Raw genomic sequence first — 17906 nt, 5'->3', positions numbered from 1 at the left:
TCCTAGACCGTTACCGGTGTTGCCAGATGAGCCCGCTGCGAGCCCTCCGCGCTGACGCGGGCTCCGATGATGTGGGCGATGCGACGTGCGCTGACCGCCGGATCTCCGCCCGCCAGTGGCCACCCCCTGGCGCGCACCAGGTACGCGGTGGCCGCCGCTTCGGTGGTCACACCCAGCCCGCCCTGAACCTGGACGGCACCGGACGCGCTGCGGGCCGCCTCGTCGGCCATGTACACAAAAGCGGCGCTGGCGAGTTCGCGCCGTTCCTCGGGTTCGTTGTCGAGGAACCAGGCCGCCCGCCGCGACAGGTTGCGTCCCGACTCCACCACGATCGCCATATTGGCCAGCGGATGGGAGATGCTCTGCAGAGTCGAGATCGGCACGCCCATCGTGTAGCGGCTCTTCGCGAACTCGGCCGCGATCTGCATCGTCTTCTCGACCAGACCGGCCAGTGCCGCTGCGGTCAGAACCCGCCATTCATCCAGCGCCAGTTCATATTCGGCAACCGCCTCCGGGCCACTCGCGAGTACGGTGCGATGCTCTCCCCCGGCGGGATCAACCCACGCCATCGGAAGATGCCCGATGTTGTTCACCCGGGCCGGGCGGGTCTCCGCGGTCAACCTGACGATGTCGTCGCCGTCGCGGAGGACAACGTGGTCGGCAACCGAACCCGCCGGCACCAGCCGGGCACCTTCGACGTCGTCGCCGTGTGGGTCGAGTGCGACGAGCTGCCGCCCCGCGACCACATCCTGCGTGAAGGCCGAATCCTCTGCGAGCGCGCCGATTCGGGCCAGCAGCCGGACCGCACAGGCGTGGTCGATCCATGGGACGGGCGCGAGTGACCTACCGATCTCCGCGGCGACCAGGGTCAGGTCGACCAGGCTGGCACCGTCACCGCCGGCCGACTCCGGCACCGCCATCGACGTGGCACCGGTGGCGCACAGCCGTTCCCATAGGTTCTTGTCGAAGCCTTCGGGTTCTGCGGCGCGAACCACCTCGATCGTGGAATGGGTACTGAAGAACTTCGAATATGCGGACTGGAGGTCGATCTGGTCAGGCGACAGGGTGTAGTCCAGCCTGCGCAATTCGTAGCGGTCCATTGTCACTGCTCCTGTTTCCGGTCGCCGAAGAAGAATTCCTGCGCATTGTTGTAGAGGTAGTTCTCGAGCACGTCCGTCGGCAGATCCAGCGCCGCCGCTTCCGGCAGCACCCGCCGCATCGGCAGGACCGGCCAGTCCGAAGCGAACATGATCTTGTTCGGCCCGCGGGTTCGCATGTAGTGCAACAGGCTCTCGGGCAGTCGTTTTGGTGACCACGCCGACGTCATCAGCCGGAGATTTTCATACTTCACCAACAGCCGGATCGCGACGTCCCACCAGGGATCGGCGCCGTGGATCATGCACAGCCGCAGTTCGGGGAAGCGCACGCAGACCCGGTCGAGGTGCATCGGATGCTGCACTTCACCAGGTATCGGTGGTCCGGGTATCCCGGTGTTGATACACAGCGGCAGATCCAGGTCCACGCACTTGGTATAGAGCGGGTAGTAGACGGCATCGCTGGCCGGGTACATCCCGTCACCCCAGAAGCTGGGCCCCACCACGGCATACGTGACCGGAAGGTCCCGGACAACCGCGGTCAGCTCCCGGAGCGCCGGCATCGGCTTGAGCAGGTTGATGCCACCCATCGCCAGGGTGAACCGCTCGGGTTCGGCTTCGACGAACTTGCGTGCGGTGGTGGACGGTGTGGCGAGGTTGTCCATCAGGATCGCCTTGCGCACACCCTGCTCATCCATCTCGTCGAGCAGTTCCGACATGTCCACCGGCCCGAACATCGACTTGGGACCTTTGAAGTAGTCGTCGCGGACCTTGAGCATCCAGCCCGGTTGCTGGGCGGTCTCGCCGAAGTGCACGTTGACCAGACAGTCGATTGCGGGAGTAGCGATTGCCGGAGTTGCGTTTGCTTGTGTTGGCATGTGAGCGAATCCGTTTCAGTGTGATGAGGTGGCGGGGACCGCGGCGTCGGCGGCATACGATTCGATGGCGGCCTTGGCCCACCGGTAGTCGGGTTTGCCGTTGCCCAGTCGCCCGACCTGCTCGACGAAGATCACCGCCTTGGGTGCCTTGAAACCGGCCAGTTCGGATTTGCAGAGTGATCGAAGGCTTTCCTCGGTCTCCTCGGATCCGGGATCGAGCGCGACGAGCGCCACCACCTCTTGACCCCATCGATCACTGGCGCGTCCCAGCACCAGGGCATCGGTGATACCGGGCTGCCGGCGGATCACCGCCTCGACTTCTTCGACGAAGACCTTCTCGCCACCGGTGTTGACCACCAGCGAATCGCGCCCGAGCAGTCGCACCGTGCCGTCGGCGTCGAGAGTCGCCCGGTCACCGGGGATTGACATCCGCTCGCCGCCCACGACGGGGAACGTGGCCTCGCTGGCAGCCTGATCCCGGAAGTATCCGAGCGGAACGCGCCCGATCCGGGCAGTCCAGCCGATCTCGTCGTCCCCGGGTTCGAGGATGCGGCTGCGATCCGCGGAGACAACCGTGCCACCGGGCCGCAGCCCGAAAGTCTCTCCCAGCGCACCCTTCTGGCTGGTGTAGAAACCCAGGCCACCGGTCTCCGACGATCCGTATCCATCGATGACGGTGACGTTCGGCAGGCATTCGAGCAGCGCTGTCTTGTGGATCGGATTGGTCGCCGCACCGCCGGTTCCGATGGCGTACATCGACGACAGGTCATAGGTGGTGCGACGGAGCTCGGCGACGATCGGCGCCGCGTAGGCATCGCCGACCATGGTCATGAGCGAAACCTTTTCTCGCTCTGCGGTTTCCAATACCGACCTGGCGTCAAACCGCTCGCGATCGTCGAACAGCACCACGGTCTGCCCCGTCAGGAGTCCTGAGAACGCCGTCCAGATACCCGCCGCATGCACGAGCGGCGACATCGCGAACCACACCTGACCGCCGGTCAACGCGATGTTGTGGAGGTCGGTGGCCGACTCGTAGTCGTTGCCGGCCAGCGACGACACGTACAGGTCGCTCTGGCGCCACAGCACGCCCTTGGGCCGCCCGGTTGTCCCGCCGGTGCACTGCATGATCATGTCGTCGGGCGATGACGGCAGCGCCCGATCCGGATCACCCTGGGCCACAGCGTCATCGAATGACACCGATCCCTCGATACTCGGTACATCACTTCCGTCGTCGACTTCGATGAGGAGCTCAATACCCTCTGCGGTCAGGGCTGCCGCGAACTCGGGTCCGAATGAGCGGTGGTACATGACCGCACGCGGACGAACGTAGTCCAGCAGTTCGGCGATCTCGCGCGCCGTGTAGTTGTAGTTGACGTTGACCGGGACCACACGGGCCTTCAAACAGGCGATCATCGCATCCGGGAACAGGTCGTTGCGCATGATCAGCGCAACGCGGTCCTGCCCGCATTCCCAGCGCTCATGTTCTGACTGCGGAGTATTGACACCCAAGCCTTGATCGACAAGGAAGCTGGCCAGCCGGCGCGTCCGCACCGCCGACTCGGCGAATGTGCTTCTCCTGCCACCGCATACCGTCATCTCGCGATCCGGCACCGCCGACGCCACTTCGTCGAGCACATCACCAATCGACCACTCTGTCATCGGCCTGCCTTCTTCTCGGGGCCGGCACCGGCCCCAACGGAGCGCCCAAGCAGGTCGAGGGCGTTGTCACGCATGATCTTCCGAACATCTGCCTCGTTGAAACCGGTCAGATCGTCGACAAACGACACCGGCGTCTCCAACCCCTCGCCGTGCGGCCAATCCGAGCCGAACAGGATGCGGTCGGCGCCGATGAGCTCCGCCAGAGCGGACATGTCCTCCTCGTAGTACGGGGCCGCCCACACGTGGTTCCGAAGGGTCTCGACCGGGTCGTTGGGGAATGACCGCGGGAACTGGTTGGCGAGCTTGGCCAATCGCTTGGCCAGGCGGTGCATCCAGTCCGTTCCGTTCTCGATGCTCGCCACCCGCAGCTTGGGATGGCGATCGAAGACACCATGAACGATCAGCGAAGCGATGGTGTCGTGAATCGCCCGGTCGTCGACAACGATCTTGTCGAACGGATCCGTGGTGCCGAAGCCCTCGAAGTTCGACTTTCCGCCCCACATCGCCGCGATGTTGAGGTATCCGCTGTCGCTGAGATGGAAGGCCACCGGTACACCGGCCTCGGCCAGAGCAGCCCAGACCGGGTCGTGCAGCGGATCACCGAGTGATCGCGGCTTCGGGATCCCGGGCACCGGTGCGGGCCGGACGCAGACCAGCTGTGCACCCTTGGCGATGACGGAATCAACTTCTGCGGCAGCGGCTTCCGGATCGGCGAACGAGATGATGGGGGCCGTGATGATCCGGTTGTCCGATCTGGCAAAACCCCAATCCTCATCCAGCCACAGGTTGAACGCGTGCAGCGACGCCATCGTTGCCCCGATGTCGTGGGTCAGGGCCTCCTCGACACCACACCCGAACGTCGGGAACATCAGGATCGTCTCGATGTCCTGCTCATCCATGATCGCCACGCGGGCATCACGATCGCGATATTCGGGCCGCATCTCGATGCTCTCGACCTGCATCAGCGACGCGGGGTCGACACCTTCGGGGATCTGACCCCGGAACATCAGATCGAGACAGCCCGGCACGATGATCGGATCGAACGACGGATTGGGGATGAACCGATTGACCCGATCGCCGATGATCGCCATCGTGTGCCGGCCGTTGTCGGCGAACTGAACCCCGCGACGACGGAACCGCTTGTCGAGGTGGCGCGTGAACGCATCGAGTGGTTCGTAGTAGTGGTTGTCGGCATCAATCGCCTGGTAGGGAAGTTTCGGCATTGAAGTCCTTTCGATCCTCAGAGCGACGGGAAGTTGGGCTTACGTTTCTCGAAGAAGGCCAAGATGCCCTCCATGAAGTCCGGTCGGGTCAGCGAATCACTCATCAGGGCCTCGGCCCGGGAGCCCGCCTCGTCCACATCGCCGGTCGAATCCCGGTATGCCTGCTGCTTGATCTGCGCCAACGAACTCGGAGCACACTGCAGGGCAATGGATTCGGCGTACTCGAGCGCTCGCTTCATCAGTTCGTCCGACGCCACGACCTCCTTGATCAACCGGAGCTCGTAGGCCTCATCGGCATAAAACGTGCGACCGCTGAGCAACAGGTCCATGGCCACACCCCATCCGACAAGACGGGGAAGTATCCATGAGATGCCGTTCTCGGCGACCAGTCCCCGCTTTGCGAACGGTGCCGCAAACTTGGTGCCCGTGGCGGCAAAACGAACGTCACACATCAGTGCCAGCACCAGACCGATGCCGACACAGGGTCCGTCGATGGCCGCGACAACGGGTTTGCGCAAGCCGGTCAGAAAAGACACCGGCCGATCTCCGATGATCTTGCTGATGTCGACATCTCCTGAGCGCGACAGCGAGTCGCCGATGGTGTCGGACGAGCCCATGTGTGCGCCGGCGCAGAACGCACCGCCGCCACCGGTGACGACAAGCACCCGGACATGCGGCGCCGCTTCGGCGCGATCGACGCACGCGTAGAAGGCATCTGCCATGTCGATACCCCACGCATTCATCCGTTCCGGACGATTGAGGGTGAGAACAGCAACCCCGGCGTCGGTCTCGGAATACAGAACCGCGTCGGACACATCCGCCTCGGTCACGGCGGCACCTCCTGAATTGGGAAAACAGCCCCGAGGACTCTCTGGCACCATTACTGTATACCTATCGGTAGTGCATTCCACAAGGGGTTTGCACAGGCCACGAGGGCGATCCCGCGTAAGCCGAACCCGCTGCCCGGTGACGAGTATTTACGGAAGTGGTCTGCACATGGCGAAGCAAAACGTTCCATTGAAGCGGCAACGACGAGAGCGCGGATCCATCGATCCCGACGACATCATCAAGGGTGCGTTCGAGCTGGCAGAAGAGGTTTCGGTCGACAACCTCAGCATGCCGCTGCTCGGCAAACACCTCGGCGTCGGAGTCACCAGCATCTATTGGTACTTCCGCAAGAAGGACGACCTGCTCAATGCGATGACCGATCGGGCGCTGAGCCGGTTCACCCGCGACACCCCATTTCCGAGGAACCGGCCGTGGCGTGAAACGCTCAGCGACCACGCCTACGGGATGCGTGAGACGTTCCTCGAGAATCCGATCCTCTGCGACCTGATCCTGATCAGGGCGTCGATGAGTCCCCGGGCGGGTCAACCGGGCGCACAACTCATCGAGATGGCCGTTGCCAATCTGGTGAAAGCCGGGCTCTCCCTGGACGACGCGTTCGAAACATACTCGGCGGTCCAGCTCCATGTGCGGGGTTCGGTTGTCCTGGCGCGGCTGTATCAGAAGCAGAAGGCGACCGACCCCGACGCCCGCGCCTACTACGAACATCTGGTCATCACGCCCGAAACGACACCACTGCTTTCCGAAGGCGTTGGCCGGGGGCACAGTGTCGGCGCCCCCGACGACAAGAACTTCGCCTTCGGCCTCGAATGCATACTCGAACACGCCGAACGACTGATCGACACCAACGCGGCAGCGCCCACCGGTTGAAAGTGCTCGTCGAGCCTTCGAATACTTGTTGCGAAACTCTGTCGCAGGCATTCCCGTATGCCTTACAGTAGTGGGATCCGGCCGCGTGGCCGAACGTTGCCATCACCGAGGAGGAATCGTGTCCAACACGGATACCGGGGCCGGGCCGACCACCATCGAGTTCACGGTCGGCGGGGTCGCCGACGTCGTCGCCGCCGCGATCGGCGATCGCGTCTTCATCTCGCAGGGAGACGATCACTACACCCATGCCCAGGTCGCGGATCGCTCCAAACGCCTTGCCTCCTACCTACATTCCCGGGGCCTGGGAGTGCACACCGAGCGGGACGCGCTCAGTGGCCACGAGACCGGCCAGGACCTGCTCGGCATCTACGCGTACAACGGCAACGAATACGTCGAGGCGCTGCTGGGTGCCTTCCGGTCCCGGGTCGCACCGTTCAACGTGAACTACCGGTATGTCAGCGACGAGCTCCGCTACCTGCTCACCGACTCCGGTGCGAGCGCCCTGATCTACCACGCCGCATTCGCACCGCAGCTCGTAGAGGTGCTGCCCGACCTCCCCCACCTAAAGGTGCTCGTCCAGATTGCCGACAACTCGGGCAACGCCCTGCTGCCCGGCGCGGTGGACTACGAAACCGTCATCGCCGAGAGCTCCCCCGACTCGCCACCCGTCGAACCGTCACCGGACGATCTTTATGTGCTCTACACCGGTGGCACCACCGGCATGCCCAAAGGCGTTCTGTGGCGCCAGCACGACATCTTTGTCGCCGCCTTCGGTGGACGCAATCTCAGCACCGGTGAGCTCGCTCAGTCGTACGACGACATCGCCACCCGAGTGGTCGACAATCCCGGGATCAAGATCGTGGTGCTGCCGCCACTGATGCACGGCGCCGCCCAGTGGGCTGCCATGCAAGCGCTGAGTACCGGCCAATCCCTGGTGTTCCCCACCGTGGTCGACCATCTCGATCCGCGCGACATCGTCGCCACCATCGAACGGGAGAAGGCCGGGGTGGTGATGCTTGTCGGTGATGCCGTCGCGCGCCCACTGCTCACCGCGCTGGAAGACACATCCGCGGACCTCACCTCGTTGTTCGCCGTGGCCAACGGCGGTGCGATCCTGACGCCGACCATCAAGCAGCGCCTGATCGACGCCCTGCCCAACGCCATCGTCATCGACGGCGTCGGGTCATCCGAGACGGGCGCACAGATGACCCACTTGTCCACTGCCGAAGCGGTTTCCACCGGAACGTTCAGTCCCGGACCGGATACCTTCGTCCTCTCCGAGGATCTCGAGAAGATCCTCGACGCCGGACACGACGGTATCGGATGGCTGGCTCAGCGCGGGCACGTACCGCTCGGCTACAAAGGCGATGAGGCAAAAACCGCGAAGTCGTTTCCCACCGTTGCCGGCGTCCGCTATTCACTGCCCGGCGACCGGGCACGACTACTTTCCGGCGGCAACGTCGAGCTCCTCGGCCGCGACTCGGTGACCATCAACTCCGGTGGCGAGAAGATTTTTGTCGAAGAGGTCGAGATGGCCATCGCCTCCCACCCCGCCGTCAGCGATGTCGTGGTCGCGGGACGTCCCAGTGATCGCTGGGGCGAGGAAGTGGTTGCCCTGGTGTCGCTGATCGACGGCGCCACCGCAGATTCCGACACCCTCATCGACCACGCCGGGAAGTCCATTGCCCGGTACAAGCTGCCCAAGGCCGTTCTGTTCCGTTCGGAAATCCAGCGAAGTCCGGTGGGCAAAGCCGACTACCGGTGGGCCCGCCAGCAGGCTGCCACCGGCGAATGATCACTTCCCATCACATGCAGACCCAAGAATGGAGTGCTTGATGCAAAAAGCCCTGGCGCCGGAGATCTCGAACTGGCCGAACGAGGATCCACAACTGATCGGGAGCAATTGCAGCGACTGCGATGCGACAGTGTTTCCCGAGCACCAACTCTGCCCGCGATGCAGCAGCGACCAGGTGTCGGCAGCACTGCTGCCCCGCCGCGGAACCCTGGTCGCATGGACCACCCAGGGGTTTTTGCCGGGCGCTCCCTACGCCGGACGCGAGACCACGAAGACCTTCACACCGTTTGCGGTGGGCCTTGTCCAGCTCGGCGATGTGGTCCGGGTCGAGGGCCGGCTGACCGAAAGCGATCCGGACAAACTGCAATTCGGGATGGACGTCGAGCTGACGATGATTCCGTTCACCTCAGATGACGACGGCAACGAGATCGTGACGTTCGCCTTCCAGGCGATCTGATGCCGTACTCACCGACCACAGAAGGGTTTTGAAGATGACAGAGGTCGCCATAATCGGAGTGGGCCTGCACCCGTTCGGCCGGTTCGAAGGCAAATCCGCCATGGAGATGGGCGTAGATGCCGTCCGGTATGCGCTCAAGGACGCCGGCCTGGAATGGAAAGACATCCAGTTCGGTGTCGGCGGCAGCTGGACGGTCGCCAATCCTGACAACATCGTCGGAATGTTGGGGCTCACCGGAATACCGTTCACCAATGTGTTCAACGCCTGCGCCACCGGTGCGAGCGCAACGCAGGTCTGTGCCGACACGATCCGCGTCGGACGCTACGACATCGGTATCGCCATCGGCCTGGACAAACACCCGCGGGGCGCGTTCACGGAGGATCCGACGTTGGTGGGCATGCCCAAGTGGTACGCCGAAAACGGCCAGTACCTCACCACACAGTTCTTCGGCATGAAGGCCAACCGATACCTCCACGACCACAACATCTCCCAGCAGACCCTGGCAAAGGTCGCTGCCAAGAACTACCGCAACGGAGCGCTCAATCCAAATGCGTTCCGCCGCAAGCCGATCTCCGAGGAAGACATCCTGGGCGCACCGATGCTCAACTACCCGTTGACGCACTACATGTTCTGTGCCCCCGACGAGGGTGCCGCCGCGGTGATCATGTGCAACGCCGACATCGCTCATCGGTTCAAGACGAAGCCGGTGTTCGTGAAGGCGGTGGAGCTTCGGACACGCAGCTACGGTGCCTACGAGGTCAACACCACCTATGGGCCCGTCGACGAAGACGTGGCCCCCACCGTGTACGCGTCGCGAGCCGCATTCGAGGTCGCCGGGGTGTCCCCCGAAGATGTTGATGTAATCCAACTGCAGGACACCGATGCCGGCGCCGAGGTCATCCACATGGCCGAGGCGGGCTTCTGTGCCCACGGTGATCAGGAGAAGTTGCTCGCCGAAGGACATACGGAGATCGGCGGTTCGATGCCGGTCAACACCGACGGCGGCCTGATCGCCAACGGTGAGCCGATCGGGGCCTCGGGAATCCGCCAGATCCACGAACTGGTCCGCCAACTCCGCGGCGAGGCCGGTGACCGGCAGGTCGGTGGCACGCCCCGGGTGGGCTTCGCGCAGCTCTACGGTGCACCAGGAACCGCTGCCGCCACGGTTCTGACCACCTGACCCCTAGAACTGACAAATACGAGGGCGGCGAGGGAAGATTTCCCTCGCCGCCCTCGTATTCAACAGATTTCAGGGGTGGAGCTCGAAGTCGGCCACTCAGGTGAAGTCGGTGCCTCCGTCGACATTGACGTTGGCGCCGGTCATGTAGGAGTTGGCCCGCGACGCCAAAAATGTTGCCACACGTGCTATTTCGTCGGGTAACCCGGCCCGCGGTAGGTGAGCAGGATGCCCGAAGTGCTTGTCGATGGCGGCCATCAGCTGGTAGGGATCGTCACTGTCGACGCCCACCGACTTGGCCCATTTGATCAGTGAATCCGAGGCCACACTGCCCGGAGAGATCACGTTGACCATGATCTCGTCCGGTGCCAGGTACAACGACAGGTTCTTCGAAATGCTGGTGACCATCGCCTTTGCCGCCGTGTAGGCCGGCAACCGAACACTCTGCCGCTGCGTCGAACCCGCCGAGAAGTTCACCACCCGAGCCCATTCGGCATTCCGGAGCAACGGCAGCGCCGACCGCACGGTGTGCACCATCCCCATCACGCCATCGTCGAATCCGGCCTGCCAGTCGTCGTCGGTGAGCGCCCCGAAGTCGCCCTGCACATTGGGGCCGGTCGCATTGATCAGCGCATTGAGCCGGCCATCCCAGCGCTCCCCCAGTTCGGCAAACACCTCGGTGACCCGGTCTTGATCGCCGACATCCGCGACCAGCCCCACCGCATCCGGGCTGCCCGCGGCGGTGAGGGCGGCAACCGCGCTCTCGAGATCGGCAGGGGTGCGGGCCAGGACGGCAACGCGGGCACCTTCTTCGGCAAGGCAGCGGGCGACGGCCAGACCCATCCCCCGACCGCCGCCCGCCACCACTGCACTGGCACCGGTGAATCCAAGATCCATGATTCTCGATCCCTGTGTTTTACTCGCCGACTACTTCGGCTGGAACCGCTGACCGCCGTCGATACGGACTACCTCACCGTTGATGTAGGTGTTCTCCAGCAGGTAGTGCGCGAGGCCGGCAAACTCCTCTGGCTGGCCCAGTCGCTTCGGGAAGGGCACTGCGGACGCGAACTTGGCGAGCCCTTCTTCCCCGATCAATTCCATGATCGGTGTGCGCATGGTGCCGGGAGCGATACTGTTCACCCGGATTCCGACGGCGCTGAGGTCGCGCGCGGCGGTCAGTGTGAGCGAGATGACGCCGCCTTTGGCTGCCGCATAAGCGGATTGACCGATCTGTCCCTCGTATCCGGCGATCGAACTGGTCATCACGATTGCGCCGCGCGCACCATCTGCCAACGGCTCACGGGTCGCGATGTTGGCAGCTGCCAGCCGCAGCACGTTGTACGTTCCGGTGAGGTACAGCGCAATCGTGTCGGTGAAGCCCTTTTTCGTGTGCGGGGTACCGTCACGGTTGACGACCTTCTCCAGCACACCGAAACCGCCGTGCGCAATCACGACGGACCGAAAATCGCCCAGCTCTTCGGCTTTGGCGATGGCGGCGAGAACCGCGTCGTCGTCGAGGACATCGGTGCGGACGTAGGCAACCTTGTTGCCCAGTTCCTCGGCCAGTGCCGAAGCCTTGTCATCGGCCAGATCGGCGATGACCACAGCGGCACCTTCGGCATGAAGTTTCCGGACGGTCGCGGCGCCGAGGCCTCCCGCACCTCCGGTGACCAGAACAGACTGACCTTCAAATGACACAGAGCTCTCCTAACGTGAAGTGATACAACATGTTTTGTTCAGTACGGGGGTCGACTACTTGCCGGTCCAGTTCGGCTTGCGCTTCTCCGCGAAGGCGATGGCGCCTTCCTGGGCATCCTTCGATCCGAAGACCGGAATGATCAGCTGCATTTGCTTTTCCCACATTTCCTGCTCGCTCCAGCCGCGCGACTTCACGATCACCTCTTTGGTGGTCGCCACCGCGAGTGGACCGTTTGCGGTGATCCTCTCGGCGAGTTCCAGCGCCTTGTTCAGCGCCTCACCCGGTTCGGCAACGATGTTCACGAAGCCGTAGCCGGCCGCTTCCTCTGCGGTGAAGCTGTCGCCGGTGAGCGCCAGCTCGAGTGCCTTCTGATACGGGATGCGATCGGGCAGCCGAAGCAGACCACCGCCCGCAGCCACCAGGCCCCGCTTGACCTCGGGGATACCGAATTTCGCGGTCTTTGACGCCACCACCAGGTCAGTGGCGAGCACGAGTTCCGTGCCACCGGCGAGTGCGTACCCCTCCACCGCGGCGATGATCGGTTTGACCGGGGGCTTCTCGGTGAATCCCATCCCCCGACCCGGTATCGACGGCACTTCACCGGCGGCGAATGCTTTCAGATCCATACCCGCACAGAAGTTGCCGCCGGCACCGGTCAGCACCGCAACCGACAGTTCCGGACTGCTGTCGAGTTCGTCGACCGCATCGGCCAAACCCTGACTGACCGCCAGGTTCACCGCATTTCGTGCGTCCGGACGGTTGATGGTGATGACCAGCGTGCGCCCGCGGCGCTCGACAATGACCTCGTCTGACATGCCTACCCCTCGTTGGATGTGATTGTTTGTTTCAGACTTCGATGACCACGGCGCCACCCTGGCCGCCGCCGGCGCACATCGCTGCGACGCCGATGCCGCCGCCGCGGCGCTTGAGCTCGTACAGAAGGGTGGTGACCATACGTGCACCCGATGCGGCGATCGGATGACCGAGGCTTGCGCCACTTCCGGAGAAGTTGACCCGCTCTTCGTCGAGCCCGTATTCCCGCACGGCCGCGATCGGCACCGAGCAGAACGCCTCGTTGATCTCCCACAGGTCGACGTCCTCGGCCCGCAGACCCGCCCGATCGAGCACCTTGCCGATCACCGCGACCGCACCGAGTCCGGTATCTCGCGGCGCGACTGCCGCGGCAGCCCAGGCTTTTACGGTTCCGAGCACTTCCAGGCGTTCAGCGAGCGCGTATTCCTCGTCCACCACAACCACTGCGGCGGCGGCATCGTTGACGCCGCTGCTGTTGCCCGCGGTGATGGAGAAGCCCTCGATCTCCGGATGCAGCACCGGGAGTGCAGCCAGACGCTCGAGGCTGCTGTTGCGGCGCGGGTGCTCATCGACGCTGAAGTCGACAACTGTTCCGTCGGGAAGTTCGATCTTGAGCGGGAGGATCTCGTCGCCGAACTTGCCTGCGTCGATCGCGGCGATCGCACGCTGGTGCGACCGCAGCGCCCAGGCATCCATCTCCTCGCGGCTGATGCCGATCGCCTTCGCGGTGTTCCAGCCGACGGTGATGGACATGTCGAGTGTGGGCGCATCCGGCGTCTCGGGGTGGCTCGGCGGCATCCAGCCCTCTTTGAACTCCAGCTCCGGACCCGGGATCCGCCACTTCATCGCCGGCCCGGTCGACAACGACTGCACACCCCCGGCGACAACAACCCGTTCCATGCCGTAGCCGACCTGGGCCGACGCATTGCCGATGGCGGTGAGGCTACCGGCGCAATGCCGGTTGACCGCCTGTCCGGGGACGGACTCCATCCCGGCGGCCACCGCGGCGTATCGCGCCAGGTCACCGCCACCGTAGTGCGACTCGGCAAAGATCACGTCGTCAACCGCAGTGGGGTCGATACCCGCACGCCGGACGACCTCCGGGAGTATCGCGGTCGCCAGTGTCTCGGCGGGAGTGTTGACCAGTGCGCCTTTGAACGATCGTCCGATCGCTGTCCTGGCTGCACCGACGATGACGGGTGTGGGCATTTTCCAACCTCGGGGCTCTTGGGCTGCAGCCACATATGTGGCTGCAGCGTGGTGATCACAAGCTGCGAATCAAAATCGTAGCATCTACCGTAGGTCTAACAGTATGCTTATTTAGAACCCCGGCAACAGCGCCGATTTCGTGACACCCGGCAGAGAGGTGCGAACCAGATATGGGCGACTCCGACCCGTCAGATTCCGGCAAGGGAACACTGACGGCCTCCATCGACAGTGGAGTTCTGCGCATCGTGATCGACCGGCCGTCGCGGCGAAATGCGATGACCCACGCGATGATCGACACCTTCGTCCAGACGCTGACCGACGCCGCGACAGATGACTCCCTGCGCGTCGTACACATCCGGGGCGCCGGCGGCGACTTCTGTACGGGAGCGGACTGGGTGGCGACGAACAAGACCGATCAGCGACCCCGCGCAGGCAACCTGATCCGCCGGATCCCCCATACGGCACACCGGGTGATCGAGTTGGTCACCACCATTCACCTCCCCGTGGTCTGCACCGTGCAGGGATGGGCAACCGGCCTCGGGTGCAGCCTGGCGCTGGCCGCCGACTTCACGGTCGCCGATGACAGTGCCGTCTTCTGGGAACCGTTCATGGCACGCGGCTTCACACCCGATTCCGGCTCCACGTGGCTGCTTCCGCGACTGATGGGTATCGCCAGAGCCAAAGAGATGCTCCTGCTCGGCGAGAAGGTCTCGGCAACCCAGGCTGCCGACTGGGGCATGATCCACCGGTCCGTCGACAGTTCAGAGATCGACACCGTCTCCGCCGCTTTGGTCGACCGTCTCGCGGGCGGACCCACCGTCGCCATAGGTCTGGCGAAGGCCGCGATCAATTTCGGACAGGGTGCGTCCCTCACCGAGTCGATGAACCACGAACTCTCAGATCTTGAACTGGCGTGCCGAACAAGCGATTTCAAAGAAGGCCTATCCGCATTCAAAGAGCGGCGGACACCGGATTTCGATGGTCGATAGCCAGTGCCCGCCGTCCCCCGTTCTTCCGAACCAACGATCAACCCGGCGCCACGCGCCGGCCGAAGGGAGCACCATGTCGTTCGACTGCATCAAGTATGAGGTCGACGGCCACACGGCCACCGTCACGCTGAACCGCCCGGAAGCACTCAATGCGCTCAGCCCCCACATGATCACCGAACTGCGCGCGGCCTACGACGACGCGGAGAACGACGACAACGTCTGGGTGATCATCGTGACGGCCACCGGGCGGGCGTTCTGCACCGGAGCCGACGTGAAGGAGATCCCCGGCGACGGCAAGGTCGTCAACGAGCGCCCGTATCTGTCGACGTACGAACAGTGGGAAGCGCCGCAAGAGGGCACCCCACCGTTTCGCACGATGGCCAAACCGATCATTGTCGCGGTCAACGGATTGTGCTGCGGCGCCGGACTCGACTGGGTCACCACCGGCGACATCGTCATCGCCTCCGACAAGGCCACGTTCTTCGATCCCCACGTCAGTATCGGCCTGGTGGCCGGCCGCGAGACGGTGCGTCTGGCCCAGGTCCTGCCCAGGTCTGTTGCCCTTCGGATGGCGTTGATGGGCAAGCACGAGCGGATGAGTGCCGAGCGCGCCTACCAACTCGGGATGGTCAGCGAGGTGGTCGACCACGACAATCTCCTCGAGCGAGCACACGAGATCGCCGCGATCGTGAATTCGAATGCGCCACTGGCGGTTCGGGGAACCCGGCTCGCCATCATCAAGGGCCTGGACCTCCCCCTTCACGAAGCCGAGATGCTGGCCGAATCGTTCCGCGAACGTGTCACCCGCACCGAAGACGCGCTCGAAGGACCACGGGCATTCACCGAAAAGCGGGCTCCGAACTGGCAGTGCCGATGACTCCGTCGTTCGACACCGTCCTACTGGAGGTCGACCCAACCGATCGCGTCGCCACCATCACCCTGAACCGGCCCGACCAACTCAACACATTCAATCGCGCGATGTGTCACGAGATGGCCGAGATCTGGCAGATCGTCAAGAACGACGATCGAGTCAATGCAGTGGTCTTGAGGGCGGCCGGAACCCGGGCGTTCAGCGCCGGACTCGACATGAAAGCCGCCTACGGTCAGCCGGACATCGTCTGGAACCACGAGGATCCCGGCGAATTGCTCAGCCCGAAATGGCAAAAGGTGTGGAAGCCGGTCGTGTGCGCGGTGCAGGGTATGTGCACCGCCGGTGCGTTCTACTTCGTCAACGAGGCGGACGTGGTGATCTGTTCGTCGGACGCGACCTTCTTCGACTCGCATGTCACGGCCGGGTTGGTCTCGGCCCTCGAACCCATCGGGTTGATGCGCCGGGTGGGCTTGGGTGACACCCTGCGAATGGCCCTGATGGGCAACGACGAGAGGGTCAGCGCCCAGACTGCACTGGAGATCAGATTGGTCACCGAAGTGGTTCCGGCGGAAGAACTCTGGGAGCACGCTCACGCCATCGCCCGGACCATCGCGGCCAAACCACCGACCGCCACCCAGGGCACGGTCAAGGCCATCTGGGAATCGCTCGACAAGCCCTACCGGGCAGCCATGGATCAGGGCCTGATCTACACCCGGCTGGGCAATCCGATCGGCAAGAACGAACTCGCCGACAACCCGGTTACCAAACAGACACCGAGGATCCGCTGATGACCGACCCGACCGACGTCTCGACCCGGCACCCACTGGGCCGGCGCATCACCGATGTCCTGACCCTGCAACCGGATACACGAGCGATCGAACACGACGGTGTGTGGTCGACCTGGGGTGAACTGGCCGTCCTGTCCGGCCGGATCAGCGAACTGGTCGACACTCACAGCGGCGGCGAGCAGCGCCGGGTCGGGGTATTGCTCCGGAACACGCCCGCGCATGTGGCGACGATGCTGGGCATCTTGATGGCGGGCGGCAGTGTGGCGGTGATCAACCCGTCACGCGGCGACGATCGCACCCGGGCCGACATCGCCGGACTGAAGCTGCCATTGATCATCGGAACCGATGACGACGTAACAAAATTGGTCGCACCGGCGCCTGAGTCAACAGTTGTCGCCATCTCGGACCTGACGACTCCTCCGGTGGTGCGCGAGGCCGGCCAGATCCGCTCGAGCCACAACCATGCGGCGTCCGATGTTGCCGTACACATGTTGACGAGCGGCACCACCGGCCCGCCCAAACGCGTGGACATCACCTACAACATGTTGGCCCGCAGCGTCATGGGGCCGGACCGGACCTGGGCGTCGTCGCCCACCGAGCTACGCAACGGCGTCGCGATCGTCAACGCTCCGCTGGTGCACATCGGCGGCATCTTTCGGGTTCTCCAATGCGTCAGCGAGGGCCGATCGTTTGTCCTGCTGCCGCGTTTCGATCTCGACCGGTGGGCCGATGCCGTGCGCGCCTACCGGCCGCGGGCCGTATCGCTCGTCCCCACGGCATTGCGAATGGTCCTGCATTCGGACCTGACCGGCGACGACCTGCAGAGCATCCGCGCCGTGACCTCGGGTACCGCACCGCTGTCCGTCGAGGACGCCGAAGCGTTCACCGCCAAGTTCGGTATCCCGGTCCTGACCTCTTATGCCGCAACCGAATTCGGAGGTGGTGTGGCCGGTTGGTCATTGGCCGATCACCAGCAGTTCTGGGCGAGCAAACGAGGCAGTGTGGGCCGGGCCACCGGCGGCGCGCAGCTCCGGGTCGTCGATGCACACGGAAACCCGCTGGGCCCCGATGAATCCGGCGTCCTGGAGGTCAAACCCGGACAGATGGGCACGTCGGCACCGTGGCTTCGCACCACCGACATCGGCCGGATCGACCCCGACGGCTTCGTGTGGATCCTGGGCCGTGCCGATCAGGCGATCATCCGCGGCGGATTCAAGGTGATGCCCGACGATGTACGAGTGGCACTGGAACGCCATCCGGCCATCGCCGGTGCGGCCGTCGTGGGCAAGGCCGACCAGCGACTGGGACAAACACCCGTGGCCATGGTCGAGCTGCGCCCGGACGGATCCACCGACCCCGACGAATTGACCACCTATCTACAAAAGATCCTGGCCCGCTACGAGATCCCGACAGAGATAGCCGTCGTCGGTGAGATACCCCGGACTCCATCCGGCAAGGCCGATCTCGGAGCCGTCCGCCGCCACTTCGACACCGGCGGTGCACGTGTCTGAGTCGGTAGCCACAGCACAGACCATCGA

The 17906-nt window shown here is 64.0% G+C and carries 17 protein-coding genes; 8 read left to right on the top strand and 9 right to left on the bottom strand.

Annotated features, from left to right (window positions below):
- Positions 1–2: 2 nt before the first annotated feature.
- The 5 genes from H290_RS0105185 to H290_RS0105165 are packed head-to-tail and all read right to left on the bottom strand — an operon-like array spanning position 3 to position 5684.
- Positions 3–1100 (bottom strand): acyl-CoA dehydrogenase, encoded by a 1098-nt coding sequence (locus H290_RS0105185; protein WP_020105709.1) that lies wholly within the window; start codon positions 1098–1100, stop codon positions 3–5.
- 2 nt (positions 1101–1102) lie between these two features.
- Positions 1103–1972, bottom strand: a complete 870-nt coding sequence (locus H290_RS0105180; protein ID WP_051121877.1) for an amidohydrolase family protein — start codon at positions 1970–1972, stop codon at positions 1103–1105.
- A 15-nt stretch (positions 1973–1987) separates the two neighbouring features.
- Complete coding sequence (locus tag H290_RS0105175; RefSeq protein WP_020105707.1) at positions 1988–3631, bottom strand: acyl-CoA synthetase; 1644 nt, start codon at positions 3629–3631, stop codon at positions 1988–1990.
- Positions 3628–4854, bottom strand: a complete 1227-nt coding sequence (locus tag H290_RS0105170) for an amidohydrolase family protein (RefSeq protein ID WP_020105706.1) — start codon at positions 4852–4854, stop codon at positions 3628–3630. Before H290_RS0105170 ends, H290_RS0105175 begins: the two co-directional genes overlap by 4 nt.
- Positions 4855–4871: 17 nt before the next feature.
- Positions 4872–5684, bottom strand: coding sequence for an enoyl-CoA hydratase (locus H290_RS0105165; protein WP_020105705.1), 813 nt, complete (start codon positions 5682–5684; stop codon positions 4872–4874).
- 166 nt (positions 5685–5850) lie between these two features.
- On the opposite strand from H290_RS0105165, the gene H290_RS0105160 reads away from it, so the two are divergent.
- The 4 genes from H290_RS0105160 to H290_RS0105145 all read left to right on the top strand — a co-directional run bounded on the left by H290_RS0105160 (position 5851) and on the right by H290_RS0105145 (position 10002).
- Positions 5851–6570, top strand: a complete 720-nt coding sequence (locus H290_RS0105160) for a TetR/AcrR family transcriptional regulator (protein ID WP_020105704.1) — start codon at positions 5851–5853, stop codon at positions 6568–6570.
- Between the two features lie 118 nt (positions 6571–6688).
- On the top strand, positions 6689–8365 hold the full coding sequence (locus H290_RS0105155; RefSeq protein ID WP_020105703.1) for an acyl-CoA synthetase: 1677 nt from the start codon (positions 6689–6691) through the stop codon (positions 8363–8365).
- A gap of 40 nt (positions 8366–8405) precedes the next feature.
- Positions 8406–8822 carry a Zn-ribbon domain-containing OB-fold protein gene (locus tag H290_RS0105150; RefSeq protein ID WP_036518224.1) on the top strand — a complete coding sequence of 139 codons (417 nt, stop codon included), beginning with the start codon at positions 8406–8408 and terminating at the stop codon, positions 8820–8822.
- A gap of 34 nt (positions 8823–8856) precedes the next feature.
- Positions 8857–10002 (top strand): thiolase family protein, encoded by a 1146-nt coding sequence (locus H290_RS0105145; RefSeq protein ID WP_020105701.1) that lies wholly within the window; start codon positions 8857–8859, stop codon positions 10000–10002.
- Between the two features lie 96 nt (positions 10003–10098).
- Here the strand turns inward: H290_RS0105145 and H290_RS0105140 are convergent, their stop codons facing one another.
- Genes H290_RS0105140 through H290_RS0105125 form a run of 4 tightly spaced genes read right to left on the bottom strand, consistent with a single transcriptional unit; the run spans position 10099 to position 13720 of the window.
- Positions 10099–10896 (bottom strand): SDR family NAD(P)-dependent oxidoreductase, encoded by a 798-nt coding sequence (locus tag H290_RS0105140; protein WP_020105700.1) that lies wholly within the window; start codon positions 10894–10896, stop codon positions 10099–10101.
- Between the two features lie 30 nt (positions 10897–10926).
- On the bottom strand, positions 10927–11697 hold the full coding sequence (locus H290_RS0105135; RefSeq protein WP_020105699.1) for an SDR family oxidoreductase: 771 nt from the start codon (positions 11695–11697) through the stop codon (positions 10927–10929).
- Positions 11698–11751: 54 nt separating this feature from the next.
- Positions 11752–12513, bottom strand: coding sequence for a crotonase/enoyl-CoA hydratase family protein (locus H290_RS0105130; RefSeq protein ID WP_020105698.1), 762 nt, complete (start codon positions 12511–12513; stop codon positions 11752–11754).
- Between the two features lie 31 nt (positions 12514–12544).
- Positions 12545–13720, bottom strand: coding sequence for a thiolase family protein (locus H290_RS0105125; RefSeq protein WP_020105697.1), 1176 nt, complete (start codon positions 13718–13720; stop codon positions 12545–12547).
- 170 nt (positions 13721–13890) lie between these two features.
- On the opposite strand from H290_RS0105125, the gene H290_RS0105120 reads away from it, so the two are divergent.
- The 4 genes from H290_RS0105120 (at position 13891) to H290_RS0105105 (ending at position 17879) form a co-directional block, all read left to right on the top strand.
- Positions 13891–14709, top strand: a complete 819-nt coding sequence (locus tag H290_RS0105120; protein WP_020105696.1) for an enoyl-CoA hydratase/isomerase family protein — start codon at positions 13891–13893, stop codon at positions 14707–14709.
- Between the two features lie 73 nt (positions 14710–14782).
- Positions 14783–15586 (top strand): enoyl-CoA hydratase/isomerase family protein, encoded by an 804-nt coding sequence (locus tag H290_RS0105115; protein WP_020105695.1) that lies wholly within the window; start codon positions 14783–14785, stop codon positions 15584–15586.
- On the top strand, positions 15577–16368 hold the full coding sequence (locus tag H290_RS0105110; protein WP_020105694.1) for an enoyl-CoA hydratase-related protein: 792 nt from the start codon (positions 15577–15579) through the stop codon (positions 16366–16368). Before H290_RS0105115 ends, H290_RS0105110 begins: the two co-directional genes overlap by 10 nt.
- Positions 16368–17879, top strand: coding sequence for a class I adenylate-forming enzyme family protein (locus tag H290_RS0105105; RefSeq protein ID WP_020105693.1), 1512 nt, complete (start codon positions 16368–16370; stop codon positions 17877–17879). The genes H290_RS0105110 and H290_RS0105105 overlap by 1 nt, the downstream gene beginning before the upstream one ends.
- Positions 17880–17906: the final 27 nt, after the last annotated feature.

The sequence above is a fragment of the Nocardia sp. 348MFTsu5.1 genome (genome assembly GCF_000383535.1).
GTDB classification, from domain to species: Bacteria; Actinomycetota; Actinomycetes; order Mycobacteriales; family Mycobacteriaceae; genus Williamsia; species Williamsia faeni.
The sequence above is the reverse complement of the archived record's forward strand: the minus strand, read 5'-3'. Positions and strand labels throughout refer to the sequence as shown.